Genomic DNA, 19,543 nt, shown 5'->3' with positions numbered 1-19,543 from the left:
CGTTGTCAATCCTTGGTAATAATATGCGTCTAAAACACTCATTCATCATGCTTACGGTAACCAGTATGTTAGCTGGCTGTGCTGTAGGGCCTGTCTATACCCCTCCGAAACTATCTACCCCCAATCACTTTTATGGGCAGAACTCTGTTGGCAAACAAGAAACAACGATCGATGCTCAGCTAGACGTGTGGTGGGAAAAATTTGGTGACGCGCAACTAACTCATTACATCGCCATTGCCCTAGACCAGAACCTTGATCTGGCGCAGGCAACGGCTCGACTGGCTCAAGCAAGAGCAGGGCTAGGAGCAAGCTCTACTCCCATCCGGCAGTATCTCTGGGCAAGCCGCTCGCGCTTACCAATCAGTAGAAACCCCTTTGGGACAAATATTGAACTCATCCCCAAGTTTTGATCGTTATGGCAGCAGTTACGAAACCAACCTGAACGCAAGTTGGGAACTAGATTTGTTTGGCGGTCTCCGCCGAGACCGAGAGGCTGCTCTAGCTGAGTACCAATCAACGTCGGCAGGAATTGCGGCCACACGACTGGCCGTAGCCGCACAAACCGCCAGCATCTACGTCAACATTCGCGCCATCCAAGCTCGACTAGACATCGCTCGCAAACAAGTAGAAACGCAGCAGCAAATGCTCGATATGACCAATCTCCTTTACAGCAAGGGGTTAGTGCCTGAACGCCAAGTCCATCAAACACAAGCTATGCTCGCTCAATATCAGGCGACTGTTCCTCTGATGGAAGCAAGCCTAGAGACAACAATGAACGCACTAGACGTGATACTGGGTACGCTTCCTGGATCACATCGCGCAGAACTTACTGCAATCGTTCCGCTTCCCTCTATCCCGAACACTATCAACATGGGTACGCCCGGTGAATTGCTCACACGTCGCCCTGACCTCATTATTGCAGAGCGGCATCTGGCAGCGTCAAATGCAAAGATTGGTGTTGCGATTGCCGAGTATTATCCAAAATTTTCATTGAGTGGACTGCTAGGAAGTGCTACCTCAATTACAGAAGGAAATTTATTTAGCAACGCCGCTAACCAAGCGGCTGGCGTCATTGGTTTACGTTGGCGCTTATTTGATTTTGGTCGAATAGATGCCCAGATTGCGCAAGCCAAAGGCCGTGAAGCAGAAATGCTTGCTGCCTATAGACTGGCGGTTCTGAAAGCCACTGAAGATGTCGAAAACACGTTCTCAACATTAGCAAAACGGGAACAACAGACTGAGATTGTATCGCAGGGGGTTGACGCTATTCAGCATGCACGTAACGCCTCATTTTCCGCATACCAGAAGGGAATAGCCAGCAAGTTGGAGGTACTACAGGCTGATGAAAGTTTACTGCGAGCATCGGATGAAGAAACGCTTGCAATAGCCGAGACCATAACGTCAGCAATAGCTGCCTATAAAGCACTGGGCGGAGGCTGGGAAGCTGATGAGAATACCCCATAATGTCAGCATATTCGCCGGGAACCAAACATCATAGATAACCAGAAGAACCGATGAAGTCTCGGAAGAGACAATTATTCCGGTAATACACAAATTTGTATTACCGCCCCTGCTGTTTAGAAGTTCAGTCGTTCGTTGACATGATGGAAACATATTTTATGAGATCTTTCGCCCCAAACTTCTTGATGCTTTTAGTATTGATGCTCAGCAAATGCTAATCAATTTAATGAGCGTAAAAAGATACATCGTCTTACATAACCCCTTGTAGAAGACCTAATAGCGCGCTTCGAGCATGAGCAACTCTTGGCTGACGTAATGCGCTAGGTAACCAAATGAGGTAGTAATTAATTTCTGTTTGAGTTCTTGGTGGCGGGATAAGCATTAACTCACCCGAGTCAAGTTGCTTTTCACATAAAAATTGCGGAAGAACAGACCAACCAATTCCCTGCACCAACAGGTTTCTATGGGCTCGTAGATCTTGACCTACCATAGCGGGGATCAAATTGTGCGCATCAATGCGGTTGGCGCTCAGCCAAGCATCTACTAAGGATAATTCTAAGTTGTAGGCTAATAGCGGCTCTTGCAGTAAAGCACGATCAAACTCTGCCGCTTGTAATATGCGTTCAACTACCTTCGGAGAAGCGACCGCAATCACCTTATCTGTCAGCAGTATTTCACTTTTTAGACGATTATCGGTCACTGGATGAGCTGAAATACCTAAATCACAATGTCCCTCCAATAACATCTGCGTGACCATGGGGCCATCCCCTGCATGCATACGAACGCGTATTCCCGCATCAAGCAGTGGGGCTAATTGAGGCGCGAGATTTTCCGCCATAAAATCAGCATGGCCAATCAGTTGCAAAGCACCAGAGACATCACGAGAACGCGCTCTCGCAGACGCAAGGGCGGCTTCTGCCGCATCGAGTTTATCGCCAATATCAGCAGCTAACTCATCCGCAACAGAAGTCGGTAATACCCCGTTGACTTGACGCTCAAATAAAGGCCGACCAACGGCCACTTCAAGTCCTGCAATATGCTGCGATACCGCAGGTTGCGTCAGATTGAGCATACGCGCAGCACCACTAATTGAGCGTTGTCGATAAACTTCAATAAACGTTCTTAGCCGGACTAATGACATACAACCCCATAAATTTATTTATACCCCCACTAAAATAGCATTGTTATCTTAGTCCTTCAAAATTCTTTTATGATTCATTCAACGCAAATTTACACCTTCCGATTAAGGAGATAGTGATGTTGAAGAATGAACTTTATCGCACGGCGGCTACGGCAACGGGTGGACGAGATGGCTATGCAAGAACAGAAGATGGCTCACTCCATATTTGGTTGGGGGCTCCAAAAGAATTAGGCGGGCGAGGTTTTGGTAATAATCCAGAACAGCTATTTGCTATGGGCTATGCCGCTTGTTTTCTCAGCGCGATGAAAGCAGTTGTTGCGACCCATAAAGTAGCCTATCCAAAGGTTCCAGATGACGCAAAAGTCACTGCACAAGTTGGCATAGGCATATTACAGACCCAGGGATATGGCCTCGCCATCACACTCAACATCGAATTACCTGGCATTGAAAAGCAGCAGGCTCAAGCACTGGTTAACGCAGCTCATCAAGTATGCCCCTACTCGAATGCCACCCGCGGCAACATTGACGTTCAATTAAACATTATTTGAATCAAACTAAGTTCATGTGAATGGAGTAAAAACACCAATGAAGCAAACAAAACAAGAATTACAGAGCATACTCAGCGGCTTAAAAAGTTCACACCTCAAATTAGGCGTAACTGATGCGGCGGTTCGCCATGACAGATTATTACGAGCAGTAAAATTACTTAACGAAAATCACGTGCAACTCTCGGCCGCCATCAGTGCCGACTTTGGTCACCGCAGTGGCTATCAGTCACTGCTGGCCGATATCGCAAGTACTATCAGTGCATTAAAGTTTGCTGCCGAGCATGTAGAACAATGGATGCAACCCGAAATAGTGGCGGCACCCGCTGACGGCATGCAAACCTGGATTGAGCAGCAACCGCTTGGCGTGGTGGGCATTATCAGCCCTTGGAATTTTCCACTGAATCTCGCATTCGGCCCTCTAGCGGGCGTCTTTGCCGCTGGTAATACAGCCATGCTTAAACCTTCAGAGTTAACGCCCACGACCTCATTGCTACTTGCAGAATTGGTCACCCAATACTTTGAACCACACGAGTTGGTCGTAGTATTAGGTGATGCTGAAGTTGGACAGGCATTTAGTGCTTTACCATTTGATCATTTGGTCTTCACGGGGAGCACCGCAATTGGAAAGCAGGTCATGCGTGCCGCAGCTGAAAACTTAGTGCCAGTTACATTAGAGCTGGGCGGTAAATCCCCCGTTGTGATTGCAGCAGATGCCAATATTCAAGTCGCCGCCGAACGCACTATGACGGTCAAAACATTTAATGCAGGCCAGATTTGTGTATCACCTGATTACATACTATTGCCTCAGGCAGCAGCTAGCGACTTTGTCACTGCGACACGCCGCTTTATGGCTGAAAACTTTCCAGCCATACAGCAAAATGATGATTACACTTCAATCATCAGTCAAAGACACTTTGAGCGCTTGGTAGCCCTTATCTATGACGCCAAAGAAAAGGGAGCAGAAATCATCAGCCTAGCTCCCGCTGGAGAGCCAGATTTTGATGCCATTACACGCAAGATTGCCCCTCACATTATCTTGAATGTCACAGAGGATATGTTAGTGATGCAAGAGGAAATCTTTGGCCCACTGCTACCAATCAAAATCTATCAACAGATAGATGAAGCGGTTACATATATTAATGCGCACCCAAGGCCTCTCGCCGCTTATTATTTTGGAAATGACAGCAAGCAGCATTCGTTTTCCATGAGTACAACATCAGGAGCGTTGGTGATTAACGATCTCATGACGCATGCTTCTATCGATACCTTACCCTTTGGCGGCGTCGGCGCTTCTGGGATCGGAGCTTATCATGGTATTCACGGTTTTAGACGTTTCAGCCATGCCAAGCCCGTAGTTGTTCAAAGTGAAGATGGCGCTTCAAATTTACGTTTACGAGCCCCATATCAACAGAAACATGCCATGTTGAAATCACTATTTATCGCTTAATAACACACACTATTTATTGAAACCCGCTGAGCGGGTTGAGGAAAAATACATGAAAATTCTAATGGTACTAACTTCACATAGCGAACTGGGTAATACAGGCCACAAAACTGGCTTTTGGTTAGAAGAGTTTGCGGCGCCCTATTACACCTTCAAAGATGCGGGGGCTGATATAGTGTTAGCGTCTCCTCTTGGTGGTCAACCGCCACTCGATCCCAAGAGCGAGCTTGAGGATTTTCAAACCGATTTAACCCATAGATTCAACCAAGATCTTACAGCTCAACACGCTTTAGCTAATACAGTGAAATTAGAGACGGTTAAGGCAGAAGACTATGATGCCGTGTTTTATCCTGGTGGTCATGGCCCATTATGGGATTTAACCAACTCAGAAGATTCAATTAAATTAATTCAAGCCTTTACGGCGGCCAACAAACCAACAGGATTTGTCTGCCACGCTCCCGCTGTCTTACGCCACGTGACTACACCCAATGGCGAACCATTGATTAAGGGCCGCAATGTGACAGGTTTTACGAATGGCGAGGAAGCGGATGTGCAACTCACCGACGTGGTACCGTTTTTGATTGAGGATGAGTTTATTCGTCTGGGAGCGAATTACCAAAAAATCCAAAACTGGGCGCCTTTTGTTGTAGAAGATGGCACATTGATCACGGGTCAAAATCCCGCCAGCTCTGAACCTGTAGCCATCGCTCTATTAAAGCAGTTATCTGATGTATAGAGATGAGCACAGAACATTTTGCTAAGTGTTTTTAATACTCTGGACAGGTATTAAAGCCCTCACCACCGATAGTGAGGGCTTTCATCTTCGCTAATAATTAAACTTGAGGAGTTAAGACGACAGTTGCACCACGCCCAGTGTAACTAACTGATACGGCATAAAATGTGCAAAAATCAAGCTCAACCTAGCTTAATTTTGTACCCATTTCGTGCCAAACCTGCTAGCACAACATGCTTTTGATGATTTTTTGTTATTACCATCGTAGTTAGCCCATAGATGCTGATAACAGACTCGTTTTGCGTGTATCTAGATAAACATTCAACAACGTAACAATTTTATCACCATGAGTACGACGGGTAATGCCGCCTAGAAACAGCAAAGCCGCAATCTAATGTGCGGCTTTGCAGAGCAAGACATTGGGGAAATTAGGCGTATTTACGTACCTTTTTTAAGGCGATTTGTTGCTTCAATGCCGATAAATGCTCGATAAACACTTTACCGTGTAAATGATCAATTTCGTGTTGCAAAACAATGGCTAAAAAGTCGTCGGTTTCGATTTCAACCGCTTTGCCTTGTCTGTCTAAGGCGGTGACTTTGACCTTTTCGAAACGGCTCACTTTGGCGCGGTAACCTGGGATTGAAAGACAGCCTTCTTCACCCACATACTCGCCAGACTTTTCAACAATCTCTGGATTAATCAGCACTAAGGGTTGGTCACGGGTTTCGGATAAATCGATCACAATCACCGCATCTGTACTGCCCACTTGGGTAGAGGCCAGACCGATACCATCGTCAGTGTGGTACATGGTTTCGATTAAGTCATCGATAAATCCCTGAATTGCTTCTATATCTTTTACGGGTTGCGCTTTGCGTTTTAGACGTTCATCGGGAATTGTCAGAATATCGAGTACAGCCATGCCTGTTTCATCTCTTATGGAGTCAAAAAAATTGGCGCCATTATGAACTATTCCTGTGTTTTCTCAATATTCAAAACTAAATAGTTTAATAAAAATCATTACAATCGATTTTTTAGATTTAAATTACGGCTTTTCAAACTAGCCTCTATTTCACTTGGCCTTTGTTTAACGCTACACTGGCTCACCTTTTTCATGGTTTTATTTGGCATCATCATGCGGTTTGCAAAAGATAAGTCTCCACTTTATCGCTACTTAGAGCAAGATAAGGCTAATACGCCAGACGAGTTAGACAATACACAAGATATACGAAGTCATGCCCTATCACCCATGGCGAAGATTTGGCAGATTGTAGCGATGATCCCGCCCGGCAAAGTGAGCAGTTATGGTAAGATCGCCGATTTCGCAGGGTTACCAGGACGCGCTCGCTATGTATCCAGGGCTCTCAAATTGGCCCCCGAACATTTGTCACTTCCTTGGCATAGAGTACTCAATAGCCAAGGAAAAATTTCCTTCGAAAAACATTCAGCCTCCTTTCAGGAACAGATGGAATTATTGCGCCTTGAAGGTGTAATGGTGAACTGTGGCAAAGTGAACTTGTCTGAATGTGAGTGGCAACCGGATATGGCAACCTTAGTGATGTCAATTCCGTTCTAATTTAATATATTGATCTAAAAACTATTTATTCCAATATAAACTCGGTTATAAACACTTAAATTTGATAGCTGAGCCATAGGATAAGCAGTGTTAGACGCTTTCTGTTTGCGATATAAAGGAGCATTAATTGCGCACAATTCCAACGTTATTCGTGAGTCTCGCACTCACCCACAGCGTATTTGCGATGGCGGCGCCAACGCCTTTAACGCCTCAAACTGCTGAATATCAAGTTAATTATGGTGATGTTGAACTGGGTAAGGCCAAGTATCAACTGCCAGCCATAGAGGATGGCGTCTATAAATATCGCTTCGACAGCGATCTTAGCCTGTTATTACTGACCGATGTGCGCCATGTACTGAGTGAGTTTGCCCAAGAGGGCAATCAATTATTACCCCTGCGCTATTTGCATGAGCGCCAAGGTGTCGGTCCGAATTTTATCGAGCAAACCGCCTTTGCCAAGGGGCAAGGGATGATCCATACCCGTTATAAGGATGAAAAAGGTAAATTCCCCTTCGAAGGCGATATTTTCGATCCGTTAATGGTGCAGCTGCAGTTTCGACTCGATATCAGCGCTGGCAAAGAAGTGCTTGATTATAAAATGATTAAATCTAACGAGCTCGATGAGTATAAGTTCCATGTGATTGGTAAGGAACGGATGACAATTGAAAGCGGCAGTTATGATACAGTCAAAATTGAGGTAGTGCGTGACAATCATAAACGCCAAACCTTCTTTTGGATGGCGCCGGATTTAGCCTACCTCCCCGTTCGTCTGACGCACTTTGAAAAAGGCAGCAAACAGCTAGATATCAAACTGCTTAAGTATCATTTCGACGATGTGCCAGTTGAAGCCACGCCCGCTGCTGTTGATACTGAAGTTCCGACGGAGCAGAAAGTACCTAAACTTCTCGGCACAGGCGCGAATTAAGCCAGTTACACATTTATCGCAATTTAAGATGGATTTAGCGCTGTTTCTAAGATGCCGTAACAGCACAAAAGGCCAAACGTGAGTGACTCCGTTTGGCCTTTTGTGTCTTATTGAATTCCGTCAAAGTGCAATGACTGTGACAGCGCCCCAATTACAAATCGATAAGCAGCTCACCTAAGCGGAACAACTTCCAATTACCGGGTCGCATCACCTGCCAGTCTTCGTTTTCGGTTAGCGGCCGAGTGGCAATTACAGTCACGACATCGTGTGGCGTGGTTTCTTTATCAAAATCAATCACTACATCGGTATCAAGTAATTTTGCCTTGCCAAACGGCGCCGTGCGGGTGATGTAACACAGATTATTACTGCAATAACTCATCAAGTATTCGCCATCGCTGAGGATCATATTAAACACACCTAAGGCACGGATCTCATCGGCCAGCGTTGCCACAAATCGAAATACCGCTTGCATATCTTCAGGCCGACGATCACCAAACTTGGCCGCGATTTGCTCCAATATCCAGCAAAAAGCCAGCTCGCTGTCGGTATCACCAACACTCTGATAACGAGACACCTGAAACTTCGCCTGATAGTCGCTTAACTGACCATTATGAGCATAGGTCCAATAACGGCCCCACAACTCACGGGTGAATGGATGAGTATTTTCAAGGGAAACACAGCCGCGATTGGCCTGACGAATATGGCTTATCACCACCTCGCTTTTAATCGGATAGGATTTGATCAATTTTGCAATGTGCGACTCACTACTCGGGCAAGCATCTTTAAAAGTTCTGCTGCCACGGCCCTCATAGAAAGTGATCCCCCAACCGTCAACATGGGGCCCAGTGACGCCACCACGCTGTGCTAAACCCGTAAAACTAAACACAATATCGGTCGGCACATTGGCGCTCATCGCCAGTAACTCACACATGTTTATCGCCTTTCTTAATCCAAATATCCACAGTTTTGCATTGTAACTAGTTGATGACATTTGTGGAATGATCAAAGGTGACAAAAAATTTAAACAATTGTTTGAAAAATACTTGTATTAAAACGGCCTTAGGTTTAACTTTTATGCGACACAGGTCAGACCACAAACTATAATTGTGATCGCAATCAATAAAACTCGTTATGACCTGTGATTGGCACTCGGTCATACTTAAGGAGAAATTACAGTGACTACCCTACTTTGGATCATCGCCATGATCTTAGTGCTAGGAGCCCTAGCTTACCTTCGGGTATCTTTGCTCACTGCCACTATTGCAGCCGCTGTTGTGATGACAGCCGGATGGACACTCGATGTTGTCGGCCCTATCTCTTGGATTATCTTCCTGGTGATCGCGATGCCACTCAATATCAGAGCATTTAGACAAAATGTTATCAGTCGCCCACTGATGAAAATGTACCGTGGCATCATGCCCGAAATGTCTTCAACCGAAAAAGAAGCGATTGAAGCTGGTACCACTTGGTGGGAAGCCGATCTGTTTGCGGGTAACCCAAACTGGAAAAAACTCCACAACTACCCTGTCGCTCGTTTAAGTGCCGATGAGCAAGCCTTCTTAGACGGTCCAGTTGAAGAAGTGTGCCGCATGGTGAATCAACACCAAGTATCACACCAACTTGCTGATTTGCCTGCTGAAGTATGGCAATACCTGAAAGATCACGGCTTCTTCGCCATGATCATCAAGAAAAAATACGGCGGTTTAGAATACTCAGCCTACGCCCAATCACGCGTACTGCAAAAGCTTGCGGGGTTAAGCAGCGAGCTGGCATCCACTGTAGGTGTGCCTAACTCCTTAGGCCCTGGCGAACTGTTACAACACTATGGTACGCCAGAGCAGCAAAACTATTACCTGCCACGTTTAGCCAAAGGGCTAGAAGTCCCTTGTTTCGCGTTAACTAGCCCAGAGGCTGGTAGCGATGCCGGCTCTATCCCTGACTTTGGTATCGTGTGTAAAGGCCAATGGGAAGGCGAAGAAGTCTTAGGTATGCGCTTAACCTGGAACAAGCGTTATATCACCCTCGCCCCTGTTGCGACTGTATTAGGCTTAGCCTTTAAACTGCGCGATCCTGATCACCTGTTAGGCGATAAAGAAGAGCTGGGCATTACCTGCGCGCTTATTCCTACAGACGTTGAAGGCGTTGAAACGGGTCGTCGTCACTTCCCGCTGAACTGTATGTTCCAAAACGGTCCTACTCGCGGTAAAGACGTATTCGTACCATTAAGCTTTATCATCGGTGGTCCGAAAATGGCTGGCCAAGGCTGGCGTATGCTGGTTGAGTGTTTATCTGTTGGCCGTGGTATCACCCTGCCATCAAACTCTGCCGGTGGCGTCAAAACCGCGGCGTTAGCAACTGGTGCCTATGCGCGTATTCGTCGTCAATTCAAACTGCCTATTGGTAAGTTGGAAGGGATTGAAGAGCCAATGGCACGCATCGGTGGTAACGCCTACCTGATGGATGCCGTGACCTCATTAACCACCACAGGTATCGACTTAGGTGAAAAACCTTCAGTTATCTCGGCTATAGTGAAATATCACCTGACTGATCGGATGCAGAAATGCGTTATCGACGCCATGGACATCCACGGTGGTAAAGGTGTGTGCTTAGGCCCTAACAACTACTTAGGCCGTGGCTATCAAGCGGCTCCGATTGCGATTACCGTTGAAGGCGCAAACATCCTGACACGTTCGATGATCATCTACGGTCAAGGCGCTATTCGTTGTCATCCTTATGTATTGGCCGAAATGGAGTCAGCGTTTGATACTGAGTCTGGCCAAGGCTTAGCCAACTTCGATGCGGCCATCTTCGGTCACATTGGTTTTGCGACCAGTAACTTTGTCCGTTGCTTCTGGTTAGGTCTGACATCAAGCCGTTTCTCTAACGCGCCATACTCAGATAAAACCAAACGTTATTATCAACATATGAACCGTTTCTGTGCTAACCTTGCCCTGCTATCAGACTTGGCCATGGCAACCTTAGGCGGTAACTTAAAACGTAAAGAGCGTATTTCTGCCCGCTTAGGCGATCTGTTAAGCCAGTTATACCTCGCTTCTGCGACCTTAAAACGTTATCAAGATGAAGGCCGTCAAACCGACGATCTACCACTGGTACAATGGGCGGTTGAAGATGCTCTGTACAAGTTACAGGCTTCATTAGACGATTTACTGGATAACTTCCCTATGGGTCTGGGCGGCGTATTACGCGCCATCATGTTCCCATTTGGTCGTCCACTGAAACGTCCAAGCGATGTGTTAGATCATAAAGTGGCCAAGATAATGCAAACGCCCTGTGAAAGCCGTGATCGTTTAGGTAAAGGCCAATTCTGGACTAACTCTGAGCACAATGCTGTGGGTATCCAAGAGCAAACGCTGAAGGATATTCTGGCCGCCGAACCTTTATTCGACAAAGTCTGTAAAGCCAGTGGCAAACGTTTACCTTTCATGTGGTTAGATAAAGTCGCTGCTGAAGGTAAAGCCTTAGGCGTACTAAGCGACAGCGAAGTACAACTGTTGGAACGTGCCGAAATCGGCCGTATGAAGTCTATCAATGTGGATGACTTCGACCCAGCAGAGCTGCGCCCTGAAGTGATTTCTACCACTTCACAGGAACGCGCAGCTTAATCGCTAAGCTGTACTAGCTAAGCGGTACTAACTAAGCCCATCTAAATAAACAAAAGGCACTACAATCTAGTGCCTTTTTTATTTTCGTCTCACTTAACTGGCTTATCCCTTCGCAAATACCAAGCTCATCCTTAGCTAACCTTGGCCTTGCCTATTATCCCTTCACCAACGTTTCATCCGATGTGTTGATGTTATCTTGTGCTTCAACCTCAGGTTGCGTTTGTTCCGCCGCCTTGATTTGCGCTTGGAGCTCAAGTCGTTGACGTTCAGCTTCTGCTTTCTCCTCGGCCTTGGCTTTCGCAAGGGCCGCTTCTTCCGCCGCTTTGGCCTGTGCAACTATCGCCTCTTGCTCTGCAATCGCCTGTTGGATTTTCGCTTCTTCAAGGGCTTCAACGGGCAATAAACTAATCAACTCAATGCCGTTGGGGAATTGGTTGTTATTGCCTGACACAATCACAACTTTACCTTCTTTGGTTAGATACACTAACGGCAATGCCGTTTCGCCATAACGCTTGCGGAAATGCTCGAAAGTGAAGTTTTCAGTTAAGTTAGTGACTTTAAGTTGCGCTCCTTTCGCCATTTGACTAGCGATTTTGGCATAGGAAACCGTATCACCAAATAAACATAGCCGCTGTTTGTAAGACTCAGACAATTGATGGCGCGCGCTGCCCTGCTCGGCATTATTAAGGCCAAAAACCTTTTTAGCGCCTAATACATCTTGAAAATAAAAGGTCACTAGCGGGTTTAACTGCCTATAAGGCGACATGATCAGCACGCGGCCAATCCCAGTTAGATCCATATAGGTTTCAGCATGTTCCGAGGCAGGGTTACCAAAATAGACCGGAATATTGTCCATCCGTGCAAGGCGAATATTATCCCAGTTGCTGTCGGCCAGCAGCACTTTGACATCTTTGCTTTTTAAGATTTTTGCCAGCTCGCGGGAAAACTTGGAGGCACCAAAAATTAATAATCCTTGCGCCGAACCCGACGTAACCCCAAGGTATTTCGCCCAGCGGCCCGCGGTTAGGCTTTGGATCACCACTGTGCCGATAATGATTAAAAACACTAAAGGTACAATGGCTTCGGCGCCCTGCACATTGTTTGCCTCTAACTTAATGGCGAATAATGAAGACACGGCCGCCGCCACAATCCCCCGCGGAGCAATCCAACATAGGAACCACTTATCGGCCTTTGATAATGACGTGCCTATGCCAGATACCCAAATACTAACTGGCCGTGCGATCAGCATGGTCACAGCGAGTACACCAATTCCGCCCCAGCCTAAATCCATCATGGCATTCGAGTCTAGTCTGGCGGCTAACAGGATAAATAATGCGGAGATCAGCAGAACTGTCAGTGTTTCTTTAAATTCAAGGATTTCAGCAATATCCACGCCGCGCATATTCGCCAGCCAAATGCCCATCACAGTCACGGTGAGTAATCCCGATTCTTCCTGCAACAAATTTGAGCCGACGAAAATCCCCAGCATGAGGGTTAATACTGCGGTATTACGTAAATAGTGTGGCAATAAATTGTGGCGGATCACTTGGCCAATTAAGTAACCCGATGCAGCGCCTAAGCCTAAGCCAAGTGTGAGCATAGAACCTAGTGCATAGAGTACATGGCTAGTTTGATTGCCAGATACCGTAATATATTCAAACACTAATACCGCTAGCAGCGCGCCAATTGGGTCAATCACAATCCCTTCCCAGCGTAAAATACTCGCGAGCTGCGACTTTGGCCTAACGCTGCGCAGCATTGGTACTATCACAGTTGGCCCCGTGACCACCACCAACGCACCAAATAGCAGTGCAACTTCCCAGCTAAAATCCAGCAGGTAAAAAGTGGCAACACTGATACAGCCCCAGGTGATCACCATGCCGATACTCACTAAGTGAGTCACCATGCGGCCATGATCTTTAATCTCTTTAAAATTGAGGGTTAATGCGCCCTCAAACAGGATAACGGCAACGCCTAGGGAAATAATCGGAAACAGTAAATCCCCAAATATTGCATCGGGATTTAACACTCCAAATGCTGGACCTAGTAGTAAACCACAGAGTAGTAGTGGTAAAATTGCAGGTAATCTCAATTTCCAACCAAGCCATTGACAAAAAAGCGAAAGCACGCCGATGAGTGCTAGCATCCCAGTGATTTTTTCAACCATAAAACATCCTTTCGTTAGGTGAGGCATGCGATTGTGGATTTAACCTAACACGCTTTTTCATTCAGGAAAATAAACGGTTAATGATAACAATAGCAGTAAAAAGCACGCTCTAGTGATGCAAATAAGTTAGATGATATTCAACTTTATTCACATACCAAGGGAGTTCGAAGGGTTACATTGCTATATAGGAAACACGAAAGCGACAGAGAATAAAGTTGCAGTCTATTCAGCAAGTTGGGATAAGTTAGTGATCGAATAAATATGTAAGATCTAAATGCCCACAAATGTATCTTGAGTTAGAGATTAGCTAATTTTAGTTTTATTTGCTCATCGGGTAGCTTATTCAATATTTCATCGGGGATTCTGCCGTGATATTTAGTGGCATAGTGTGCCAAGCATAATAATAAGGCTAGATTATGTTCAACATTACTCACCTCAGGCTCTGCGCTGGATAAAATGTTGTCACATAAGGATTCGCTATACCCCCAAAGCGTTAAAAGATAGGCTGATATAGAGACGATGAGTTTTCTCACTGGCCACTCCGTAAACTGAGTCGCAAACGAATCTTGCCAAATACGAGATGCCAAAATCAACTCACCTATTGACGACATCAAAGCGGCAATAAATAGCTCTTCTTGTAGACTCTTTTGTAAATTAAGTGCTTTAGCGATTTTTTGAGCGTTAAGCGCTAACTGATACGCATGTTCGTTAATTCTACTCTGTGCAGACTTATCAATAATCGACGTCGCCGATTGCTCAATGGCGATGGAACTAATAATAGCGCTAGTTAAATCCACCCCTAAGCGTTTGATAGCCTCTTCAATTGACAGTGTTGTGCGGCTAAAACCCAAAAACGCGGAGTTTGCGAGTTGTAATAATTTGGCGGTAATAATTGGTTCGTGGGCAATAAGATCAACGATATCGGCGGCTTCGGATTGCTGATTTAGAAGCACTTTGCGGACTTGTTGCACTATGTCTGGCAGAGGTAGTAATAAAGCACTTGCGCCCAACATTGCTCTAACGTCTTGGGAGAATGGCAATTTATGAACCCGTTCTACTGAGGTCAGAAGTTGTACAATATCCTGTTCATTGAAGGGTTTACTCAATACAAAATGAGCCGTTTTGCCCGCTTTGCATACTACTTCCTCTGTCGTGTCACCTGTAAGTAACGCTCTAATTGCCTGGGGATAATGTTTTGAAACCTCAACGAGTACCCTATCGCCATTAACATCAGGCATTAAATAATCGCAGATTATAAGATCGACATTAACATCATTAGCAATAGATTTTGCCCAGTTTAGGCCATCCTCCTCAGTCCAAAACTGCCAATCAGGTCTCAGTCTTTTCGCTAGCCGCAAGAGAGCTCTAAGCATAAAACTGTCATCATCAACAAAGAGTACATTAAACATAACTCTCTCCTAAGCCATTGTAGCTGAAAGACTTTCAAAAGAAGCCAATAGCGCTAAATACTCCTCTTCAGATTGCGGTTTAGAAATGCAGTACCCTTGCACTACATCACAACCTAAGGATTTGACAATATTGAGTTGGTCCAATGTTTCAATACCCTCGACAACCACTTTCATGTTCAGATCATGTGCTAACCTGACCACATTAGCCACTAAACTTTCAGTATTCAAATTACTTTCAATATCGAGCACAAGTGAACGGTCAATTTTTAGTACATTAATAGGTAGTTTACTCAAGTAACTCAAAGATGAATAACCGGTACCAAAATCATCTATCGCAATACTGATACCGAGTTCAGCAATCGCCTTAAGGGTGATCGCGCAATCTTCAAGGTTATTAAGCAAAAAAGTTTCTGTTAATTCAAATTCTAAATCTGTCGGTGAAACGCCTGTCAGCTGAATATGATGCTTTATCCAGTGAATAAAATCAGGCTCAGTTAACTGTCGACCAGATATATTAATTGCCATTTTTCCAAATTGAATGCCTTCACTCCGCCATCTGGCCGCAGTAATAAAGGCCGTTTTGAGTACCCAATAGCCAATATCCACCATTTGGCCATGTTGCTCAGCTAAAGGAATAAATAACGCAGGTGAAACCATCCCAAATTCGGGGTGCTGCCAACGAATGAGGGCTTCACAGCCGGACAAATTATATTTGGCAAAATCAAATTTTGGCTGAAAATGCAGAAAAAGTTGACGCTGTTGCACCGCATGAAATAACGCCTGATTTAATGAGATCTGGTGTTTTTTTCGTTCAATAGCTTGCTGATCATAACGCATGAACATCCGGACTGAGTCTTCTGCCATCATCAGATTACCCAGTAATAAATTATTCAGAACGGCTCGAGGCTCATCACCATCGTCGGGTATAAGACAGTAACTGACAGCATAATCCAACTTAGATGAGGTCAAATTAGCTTTACCAGTCACGGGGTCAATAATTGAAGCGGCCTTCTGTAAAGCGTCCATCTCGGAGGTAATATCAGGTAAACAAAGCACAAATTGTTCATTCGCTAGTAGTGCAAGCTCCCCTGCCGTACCAGTGGAATTAAGTAGCTGTAATGCAATATGCTCGATAGTCCGCTGCGCTTCTGAATAACCAATCATGCGGCTCCAGAGTTCAAAACTTTTGATCTTGATAACAACGAGAACCATAGCTCTGCGAGAATTGAGATATTGTGTTATCACCGAGATAAGCTGCTGATAATTAAGCAGCGAAGGAAGTTCAAATGCCGTGTTTAGCAACTCTCCATCAGTCACGGGATTTAAACACAAAACGACCCCAGAAGGACCAGCTAAACGACAACTCACTTCTAATTCAGTGTGATTCAATAACCTAATAGATACACTCTGACCGATTGCTAATGCCTGTTCCTGCAAGGTTAACCTATCTGTTTCAACCAAAAACTCATCAAGCAAACGTCCCTCGACCAAGGTTGAACCCAAGAGCTTTGTCGCCGCAATATTAGCATGCACAATTTGATTAGATGGGGATATCTCGAGTAAGGCATCGGAACTAGCCAACAACATTTTTTGGGATTGGCGTTGAAAAATCTGTTTGTTGTGATGCGTAAATGCATTCGCTATTTCTTCAAGTAACTCGTTATCTTCCCAAGGTTTTTGCAGAAAACGATACGCACTACCCGCATTAAGTAATGATTTCACCGACTCAAAATCTGAATAACCACTAATGACAAGCCCGACGACTTCAGGATATAAGCGTTTGATTTTAGAAAGTAACAGCCCTCCATCCATATAGGGCATTCTAAAATCGGTCAAAACAACTTTACAATCATAAGTGAGTAATAGGTTTAACGCTTCTTCTCCACTTTGAGCTGTCTTTACCGAATAGCCAAAACGAGTTAATAAGCGTTTTAGGGCCTTTAAAATGCCAACATCGTCATCGACTAGTAGTAAAGAGTTATCCATTGTGGCCTCTAGCTTAAGAGCATATTTACTCTGTCCAATAGATCATGATTATCAAAAGGTTTTGCTATCGCATCATCCGCACCTAATCTAATCGACTCTGCTAACTCTTTAGGTGAAAGCCCTGATAATACTAAAATTTTAATATTTGCTAACTCCGGTCGCTCTCGAATAAATTGGATAACTTCAAAACCATTCAACCCAGGTAAGGACAGGTCAAGAAGAATTAAATCTGGCTTTTCAGCAATAATTTTCACCCCAGCCTGAAAACCATCCTGTGCCGATAAAATTGCAAAGGGTGTTGAATGGAGTGCCCGCCTGAGTGCATTTCGCATCGATAATTCATCATCAATGATAAGAATAGACTTTTTATCAGCCATTAACTCATTATTATTTGAGGCTAAAAAGGCTTCTGGCATTGGCATGTTTTGTTGATGTAGAAAACTAATGAAGTCATCAACCAAGACTCGATAATTACCCCGTCCAGGTAATTTGTAACCTTTTAATTGACCTTTAGCGATCCAGCGACTCACTGTGCGTTGATGAACATCGCAATATTGAGCAATCTCGCTTGGCTTGAGCGTTTTCATGCTCTCGTACCCATGATTATTCTTGCTTAGTTAACACTTATAGCATAATTTTAATCTATAAGACAAATAGGACAAATGCGATAGGTGACTTAATGCCAACCCCATCTGAAAGCACTCTGCCATTGATTTTGTGTGTAGACGATGAAGCCAGTATTCTAAAATCGCTACAGCGGCTTTTTATCGGTAAGGAGCTGCAGCTTTTATTGGCTGATAGCGGGAGCCAAGCTTTAGAGTTAATGAAGCAGCATAGAATCAATGTCATTATCACCGATATGCGCATGCCGAATATGACGGGGGCAGAATTTTTAGCTAAAGCGGCGGTATTACAACCAGACGCTTACCGCATTTTAATGACCGGTTATGCTGATCTTGCCTCGACGGTCTCTGCAATCAATCTTGGAAAAATCCACAGATATGTTCAAAAACCTTGGGATAATCAAGAACTATTAACTGTGGTTGACGAAGGATTAGCAATGTACCACTTAATTCGTCAAAACAAACAACTTACTGCCAAGGTAGCCGCACAAAACAAACAGTTAAAAGAACTCAATAACTCCCTTGAGGAAACCGTTCAAAAACGTACAGAACAACTTAAGCAAACACTATTAAAATTCAAAAACTTAGCAAGTGAACGACAAAAAGATGAAGCTGCTACCTTAGAGGTACTCTACAATATCATCGTGAGTTATCCACCACTCAGTGGCGAACTGGCCCGTAAAATCAGCGCCACCTGCGAATATCTTGCAAATGCATTGCAATTGCCCGCAGAACAGGTAGTTACGATAACAAAAGCGGGCTTATTTTCAGAAATCGGTAAAATCGCGCTCCCCACCAAAATAGCTGAAACGGCATATACCGACCTCTATGATCGTGAACGTCGTTTATTTAATGAACATCCATTACATGCCGAAGAGATCTTACTGCCGGCGATACATTTAAGCGAAATGTCACTCATCATCGGCAATCAATTAGAACGCTTTAATGGCGGTGGTGAACCCGCTCAAAAAGCAGGCGTAGACATCCCTCTTGGGTCACGAATATTGGCAGTAGCGAGAGATTTTTGGCTGCATGTTGAAGGCCGATACGATGGTAATAAAAAAAGCATGGCTGACGGCTTTGACGCAATAAAACTACGCCAGGGCAGTTATTATGACCCAGTGATAGTCAACGCTTTGTCAATTTTAGTCACTTCCGAAGAAGTAGACATAGCAAACAAAGCAAGAAGAGGACTACAAGTGAGTGCACTCAAAGCCGGTATGAAATTAAAGCAAAACTTATACAATCTTAAGCACATACTGCTGTTACCTGAAGGACATATACTAACCTCTGCTTCACTTGATAAATTATCAAAGTATCAGCTAAAACATAAGGAGCAATTGTTAGTTGAAATAGAAACAAACTAAAGCTTATAAACATTATAGATCAATGGGATGAATTAAATATATGACTCCCTGAATACATGTAAAATGCCCACGCTGTGATGTTAAAAGTCCGACAGGAGCGAAAATATTCAACAGTTATCATCCCTATGACCATTGCGGTGATTATTGGCAAGCTAAACGAAGCTATACTCAGTGTTGATACAAAGCTAACTTTCATCCCTTCGATTAGCATTTGTAACGTTGACATACGTGCTCTCTTTCAACTGTGTCAAAACGACTAATACTCTTATAAAGTTAGCTGTGCAATTTGGACTATTGAATGAATAAAAATGACCAACAGCAATTGCTGATACAATTAAGAGCAGAAAATCAGGAATTATTAGAGTTTAAAATACTCAATAATTTAATTTCAAAATCGATGCAAGCTTTGACGGAAAACATAGACCAAGCTATGCCCTTTAGCGTCTTATTTTCACTAGTCAAACAGGAGCTAAAACCTGATCTTCAATTAATCGTAACTTGCAACCCAGAAAGTACTGAGCTGAGTATTTTAGCATGCACAC

At 44.4% G+C, this 19,543-nt stretch carries 16 protein-coding genes; 9 read left to right on the top strand and 7 right to left on the bottom strand.

Annotated elements, in window-relative coordinates; genetic code table 11:
• Positions 1-330 precede the first annotated feature (330 nt).
• On the top strand, positions 331-1,464 hold the full coding sequence (locus L976_RS10380) for a TolC family protein (RefSeq protein ID WP_197062291.1): 1,134 nt from the start codon (positions 331-333) through the stop codon (positions 1,462-1,464).
• Between the two features lie 247 nt (positions 1,465-1,711).
• Here the strand turns inward: L976_RS10380 and L976_RS10375 are convergent, their stop codons facing one another.
• Positions 1,712-2,602, bottom strand: a complete 891-nt coding sequence (locus L976_RS10375; protein WP_047536537.1) for a LysR family transcriptional regulator — start codon at positions 2,600-2,602, stop codon at positions 1,712-1,714.
• Positions 2,603-2,718: 116 nt separating this feature from the next.
• Here L976_RS10375 and L976_RS10370 point away from each other — a divergent pair, with 116 nt between their 5' ends.
• From L976_RS10370 to L976_RS10360, 3 genes are read left to right on the top strand one after another with little or no spacing between them, the layout of a single operon-like run.
• On the top strand, positions 2,719-3,150 hold the full coding sequence (locus L976_RS10370) for an organic hydroperoxide resistance protein (RefSeq protein ID WP_047536535.1): 432 nt from the start codon (positions 2,719-2,721) through the stop codon (positions 3,148-3,150).
• 37 nt (positions 3,151-3,187) lie between these two features.
• Complete coding sequence (locus L976_RS10365; RefSeq protein WP_047536533.1) at positions 3,188-4,597, top strand: coniferyl aldehyde dehydrogenase; 1,410 nt, start codon at positions 3,188-3,190, stop codon at positions 4,595-4,597.
• A gap of 49 nt (positions 4,598-4,646) precedes the next feature.
• On the top strand, positions 4,647-5,330 hold the full coding sequence (locus L976_RS10360) for a type 1 glutamine amidotransferase domain-containing protein (protein ID WP_047536531.1): 684 nt from the start codon (positions 4,647-4,649) through the stop codon (positions 5,328-5,330).
• Positions 5,331-5,755: 425 nt separating this feature from the next.
• Here L976_RS10360 and def read toward each other — a convergent pair whose 3' ends face one another.
• Positions 5,756-6,247 (bottom strand): peptide deformylase, encoded by a 492-nt coding sequence (gene def, locus L976_RS10355; RefSeq protein WP_037427638.1) that lies wholly within the window; start codon positions 6,245-6,247, stop codon positions 5,756-5,758.
• Positions 6,248-6,457: 210 nt separating this feature from the next.
• On the opposite strand from def, the gene L976_RS10350 reads away from it, so the two are divergent.
• Positions 6,458-6,901, top strand: coding sequence for an MGMT family protein (locus L976_RS10350; protein ID WP_139122654.1), 444 nt, complete (start codon positions 6,458-6,460; stop codon positions 6,899-6,901).
• Between the two features lie 127 nt (positions 6,902-7,028).
• Entirely contained in the window at positions 7,029-7,826 is a 798-nt protein-coding gene (locus L976_RS10345; RefSeq protein WP_047536527.1) for a DUF3108 domain-containing protein, read from the top strand.
• Positions 7,827-7,977: 151 nt separating this feature from the next.
• On the opposite strand, the gene L976_RS10340 is transcribed toward L976_RS10345, so the two are convergent.
• The gene (locus tag L976_RS10340; protein ID WP_047536525.1) at positions 7,978-8,757 is read right to left on the bottom strand and encodes a class II glutamine amidotransferase; all 780 of its coding nucleotides are present in this window, start codon (positions 8,755-8,757) and stop codon (positions 7,978-7,980) included.
• 244 nt (positions 8,758-9,001) lie between these two features.
• Here L976_RS10340 and fadE point away from each other — a divergent pair, with 244 nt between their 5' ends.
• Positions 9,002-11,449 carry an acyl-CoA dehydrogenase FadE gene (gene fadE / locus L976_RS10335; RefSeq protein ID WP_047536523.1) on the top strand — a complete coding sequence of 816 codons (2,448 nt, stop codon included), beginning with the start codon at positions 9,002-9,004 and terminating at the stop codon, positions 11,447-11,449.
• A gap of 154 nt (positions 11,450-11,603) precedes the next feature.
• Here the strand turns inward: fadE and L976_RS10330 are convergent, their stop codons facing one another.
• From L976_RS10330 to L976_RS10315, 4 genes are all read right to left on the bottom strand, one after another.
• Entirely contained in the window at positions 11,604-13,616 is a 2,013-nt protein-coding gene (locus tag L976_RS10330) for a cation:proton antiporter (protein ID WP_047536521.1), read from the bottom strand.
• Positions 13,617-13,912: 296 nt separating this feature from the next.
• On the bottom strand, positions 13,913-15,025 hold the full coding sequence (locus tag L976_RS10325) for an HDOD domain-containing protein (RefSeq protein ID WP_037419113.1): 1,113 nt from the start codon (positions 15,023-15,025) through the stop codon (positions 13,913-13,915).
• Between the two features lie 9 nt (positions 15,026-15,034).
• On the bottom strand, positions 15,035-17,011 hold the full coding sequence (locus L976_RS10320; protein ID WP_047536519.1) for an EAL domain-containing protein: 1,977 nt from the start codon (positions 17,009-17,011) through the stop codon (positions 15,035-15,037).
• 8 nt (positions 17,012-17,019) lie between these two features.
• Positions 17,020-17,598 carry a response regulator gene (locus tag L976_RS10315; protein WP_047536517.1) on the bottom strand — a complete coding sequence of 193 codons (579 nt, stop codon included), beginning with the start codon at positions 17,596-17,598 and terminating at the stop codon, positions 17,020-17,022.
• 92 nt (positions 17,599-17,690) lie between these two features.
• On the opposite strand from L976_RS10315, the gene L976_RS10310 reads away from it, so the two are divergent.
• On the top strand, positions 17,691-19,001 hold the full coding sequence (locus L976_RS10310) for an HD domain-containing phosphohydrolase (RefSeq protein WP_052183991.1): 1,311 nt from the start codon (positions 17,691-17,693) through the stop codon (positions 18,999-19,001).
• 298 nt (positions 19,002-19,299) lie between these two features.
• Positions 19,300-19,543: hypothetical protein (locus L976_RS23520; RefSeq protein ID WP_197062273.1), on the top strand; the 244-nt coding region annotated here is incomplete at its 3' end.

This window comes from Shewanella sp. ZOR0012, assembly GCF_000798835.1.
GTDB classification, from domain to species: domain Bacteria; phylum Pseudomonadota; class Gammaproteobacteria; order Enterobacterales; family Shewanellaceae; genus Shewanella; species Shewanella xiamenensis.
The sequence above is the reverse complement of the archived record's forward strand: the minus strand, read 5'-3'. Positions and strand labels throughout refer to the sequence as shown.

Coding starts and splice junctions, on each gene's coding strand:
- L976_RS10340 (WP_047536525.1), bottom strand. CDS start 8,757: ATGTGTGAGTTACTGGCGATGAGCGCCAATGTGCCGACCGATATTGTG.
- L976_RS10315 (WP_047536517.1), bottom strand. CDS start 17,598: ATGAAAACGCTCAAGCCAAGCGAGATTGCTCAATATTGCGATGTTCAT.
- L976_RS10310 (WP_052183991.1), top strand. CDS start 17,691: ATGCCAACCCCATCTGAAAGCACTCTGCCATTGATTTTGTGTGTAGAC.
- L976_RS10365 (WP_047536533.1), top strand. CDS start 3,188: ATGAAGCAAACAAAACAAGAATTACAGAGCATACTCAGCGGCTTAAAA.
- def (WP_037427638.1), bottom strand. CDS start 6,247: ATGGCTGTACTCGATATTCTGACAATTCCCGATGAACGTCTAAAACGC.
- L976_RS10325 (WP_037419113.1), bottom strand. CDS start 15,025: ATGTTTAATGTACTCTTTGTTGATGATGACAGTTTTATGCTTAGAGCT.
- L976_RS10360 (WP_047536531.1), top strand. CDS start 4,647: ATGAAAATTCTAATGGTACTAACTTCACATAGCGAACTGGGTAATACA.
- L976_RS10320 (WP_047536519.1), bottom strand. CDS start 17,011: ATGGATAACTCTTTACTACTAGTCGATGACGATGTTGGCATTTTAAAG.
- L976_RS10370 (WP_047536535.1), top strand. CDS start 2,719: ATGTTGAAGAATGAACTTTATCGCACGGCGGCTACGGCAACGGGTGGA.
- L976_RS10330 (WP_047536521.1), bottom strand. CDS start 13,616: ATGGTTGAAAAAATCACTGGGATGCTAGCACTCATCGGCGTGCTTTCG.
- L976_RS10375 (WP_047536537.1), bottom strand. CDS start 2,602: ATGTCATTAGTCCGGCTAAGAACGTTTATTGAAGTTTATCGACAACGC.